The sequence below is a fragment of the Pseudoalteromonas sp. SWXJZ94C genome (genome assembly GCF_015864385.1).
In the GTDB taxonomy this organism is placed as follows: Bacteria; Pseudomonadota; Gammaproteobacteria; order Enterobacterales; family Alteromonadaceae; genus Pseudoalteromonas.
This window is the reverse complement of sequence record NZ_JADYXF010000097.1, coordinates 1-3,712: the sequence shown is the minus strand read 5'-3', so window position 1 is coordinate 3,712 and position 3,712 is coordinate 1. Positions and strand designations below refer to the sequence as shown.

General features: G+C 39.2%; 2 protein-coding genes and 1 pseudogene. 2 read left to right on the top strand and 1 reads right to left on the bottom strand.

The annotated features are described in order from the left end of the window. Positions 1-140, top strand: a pseudogene (locus I6F65_RS20955) (IS4 family transposase); the annotation flags it as partial. Positions 141-212: 72 nt separating this feature from the next. Here I6F65_RS20955 and I6F65_RS20950 read toward each other — a convergent pair. Continuing rightward, on the bottom strand, positions 213-959 hold the full coding sequence (locus I6F65_RS20950; protein ID WP_197114743.1) for a YciK family oxidoreductase: 747 nt from the start codon (positions 957-959) through the stop codon (positions 213-215). Positions 960-1,165: 206 nt separating this feature from the next. On the opposite strand from I6F65_RS20950, the gene I6F65_RS20945 reads away from it, so the two are divergent. After that, entirely contained in the window at positions 1,166-3,595 is a 2,430-nt protein-coding gene (locus I6F65_RS20945) for a VolA/Pla-1 family phospholipase (protein WP_197114742.1), read from the top strand. The last annotated feature ends 117 nt before the right edge of the window (positions 3,596-3,712 follow it).

Genomic DNA, 3,712 nt, shown 5'->3' with positions numbered 1-3,712 from the left:
CAGGTTCAATTCCAAAGAAATTAAGGGCAATGCGAGAACGAGTGAAACGTTATATTCTTCCAGAAAAAAGAAAACGGCCCAAAAGTAGGACCGTTCGGATTTCAAAAACTCGGTACACCATTAAGTCAAAGCATGCTTAACTGAATGGTGTTAGCTTTTAAAAGCGGCTTTTTTTATATTTAAAATTTGTATTTAATAATAAATATCTGAGATTATTTTTTTACTTGAGCGTCTAATGATTCGCCGTTTATTTCACTTGAATCGTCACTCATTAGGTATAAATATGTAGGCATTAAATCTTCTGGTGTAGCAAGTGCATCTCTGTCTTCACCTGGGTATGCTGCTGCGCGCATAGATGTGCGAGTAGCACCTGGGTTGATACAGTTTATACGAATATTAGTTTTACCTACTTCACATGCCCATGTTTGCATCATACCTTCTACTGCAAATTTTGAGATTGCGTATGGTCCCCAAAACTCTCGACCTTTTCTGCCAACACTTGATGATGTAAAAATAACAGAAGCATTATCTGATTTACGTAGCACAGGAAAAAGCGCTTTGGTGATCATTGCCTGAGCAGTAACATTTACTTTCATAATATTTTCAAAAGTAGATGAGCAAAAATGTTCAAGCGGACCGAGCGACCCTAAAATACCTGCATTGTTAAGTAGCCCATCAAGGCGACCAAACTGATATTCAATTGTTGCTGCAAGATCACGGTAGTTTTGTTTAGTTGCCCCTTTTAAATCCATAGGCACAATGGCTGGTTTAGGATGACCAGCATTAACAATTTCATCGTAAACACATTCAAGTTTATTTGTTGTTTTGCCCAATAAAATAACCGTAGCACCGTATTTAGCATATGTAATTGCTGCAACTCGACCAATGCCATCGCCAGCGCCAGTAATCAAAATAACTTTGTCTTTAAGTGCGTTTTCAGTTGCTTGATAGTTATGCATGAAAGTACCAATCTATAAATTTTTTTGAATTTTAACATAGCGAAACGTGAAGTAATCGAATTTATTGTAAAATAAGGTGGCGAAAACAGAAACTTTACGTTAAGTTTAACTGGTCTAATGTCTCATTAATATTCTGATTACATTGTTTTAACTTAATACACTGATTAAACACACTATAAAAATAAAATATGTGCGGAGCCAACAATATGAAAAAAATGCTACTCTCACTCTCAGTTACAGCTGCTTTAGCAGGTTGTGGCGGCGGAGAAACGTTAGAAGATGTTAAAAACGATACAGCCCCAGTCATTCCAACAGCGACTGTAAGCTTTGATCCCGCTAATGGCGTTATTTCTGTACCTAATGATTTATTAATGAGCGGTACTCAAGATGGGACTTTAAACATTCCTGGAGAATTAGATGACAACAATGTATCTATTTCTCGTGCAGCTTACGCAGACCCTCAACTTGCACTAGGTGCATTAGATGGCTGGTCTTCACAAGTTCCTTATAAAATTGATTTAACATTTCCACCAAATGTGAGTTTAGACGAAGCCTCTGCCGGTACACCTGGTACTGTAAGAATTTTTGAAGTGATAATGGGCGCGAGTTTAACTGATGCAGAATGCTCAGTAGTCGCTGCAGGCACTGCATGTAAGTTAGTAGGCGAACTTACTTTTGGTGTTGACTTTGTTACTCAGGCTTCTGGTAATGCCGTAGCGATTATTCCTTTAAAACCATTTACTGCTGGCAGTTCATATATAAATGTATTAACAACTGGACTTAAAGATTCGTTGGGGCGTTCTGTCGAGCCTTCATCTACTTATGGGCTAGTTAAACAAGAAGCACCTTTGATCACTGAAGCCCAATTAGGTTTGCAAGGTGCGGTAAATAGTTACGAAAATGTAGTTGTAAGTTCTGGTGATATTTCAAAAGATGATATTATTTTTTCTGGTGCTATGACTATTCAATCAGCAGGACCTGTACTTAGTACAATTAAAACCTTACTAGCTGCAAGTTTACAACAAGATGCACTTCCTACTCCTGTGCTGCAAGTACCAGAACAGCCGATGGTAAATGTACAACAAGTATTTGCTTCTCAAGGTGTAGAAGTATCGGGTGTATTTACTGGTGTGCAGTATCAAAAAGGTAGCATCATGTTACCAATGTACCTAGGGACACCAACAGGTACTGATATTAGTGATTTAAATGATACATATTGGCAAGGTATGTGTGACAACGCGGTAGTTTTACTTGGTTATAAAGCGATTGCAGGGGATGCTTTTCCGGCTGATCCTATTAGTGAAAATGATGGATTATGTTCAGCTTTAAGTGGCGGACAATTACGCGATTTAGGTTTAGATAGTACTCGTCATTTAACTAAATATAATACTATTCCAAAAGTACAAAGCATGGCGAATGTGCCGGTGCAAATTACAAAACCAATATTACCTATTATTAATGGTGTACGTGCACAGCTACAATTATCAGCTATTGAAATGCCTGAAAATGGTTGGCCTGTTGTTATTATGCAGCACGGTATAACGACCAATAAAGAAAGCATGCTGGCATTAACCGCTCAGCTTTCAATTCAAGGATTTGCAACGGTAGCGATTGATCATCCAAGACACGGCGAACGTGGTATTGATGTTGATGGCGATGGAAATGATGATTTTAATGCAACAACAGGTTCTGTACTTAGTTATATGAACTTAAGCTCATTGCTTGTTGCACGTGATAGCCTGCGCCAATCAGCAGCTGACTTGTTAGGCTTGCGTTTGGGTTTGAATTTTATCAACGATACAACTATTAATAGTAGCGACGTAACGTATGTAGGGCATTCTTTAGGCTCTATTGTTGCTCCTGCTTTTATAGCCCAAGCAAATACCCCAATGGCTGAAGCGATTGATCCATTGTTTAATGTTAACACTGTTGCGTTAGCAAGTGGCGGTGGTGGTATTGCAAGCTTTTTACTTGAGTCAGCTTCTTTTGGTCCATTTATTCAAGGTTCAGTACTTTCACAAGCCGGTACAACAGAAGCTGATGAGCTGAATGTGTATTTACAAGGCGATGCAATCTCGAACTGTGGGATATTGTTACCTGATATGGAAGCTTATCTGACGTGTGGGTATAACGAATATGTTGCGTCACTTACAACTGCTGGCGAAACGACTAAGTTAGCAAATATACAAGGCGTTATGACGCAATTTGCTTTTGCGGCACAAACTGCACTTGATAGTGGTGATCCAACTAACTATGCAGCAACTGTTCAAGCTCTAGGCACTCCTGTTTACACTAATGTTGTTGTTGGAGACGGCGCTGATAACAAAGCGGACCAAGTTATACCTCCTACTACAACGAATAACCCAATTGCAGGTACTATCCCACTTGCTAGTTTTATGGGGTTAGAGACAGTAAGTACATCTCAAGCGTTAAGTGCAACACCATCGAGCTATTTAGTTAAATTTACTAAAGGTCACCATGGTTCAATACTTACACCTGCAGCTAATGAAGCCGCTGGAGCTGATGCTGAAGGAAGCGAAGCCGCAAATACAGAGATGCAGTTACAAGTTGCAACTTACCTTGCTGCTCGTGGTCGTATGCTATTAGTAACAAACAGTGATGTAGTGACTGATTAACAACAGGCAATCCAATCAAAAACTAAAGCCACTGTAAAGTTAACACCGATCAGTTAAGGTATTTTTGATCGGTTGACCGATCTTTTGGTTGCTTCACAATACCCTTATCATCTTTTG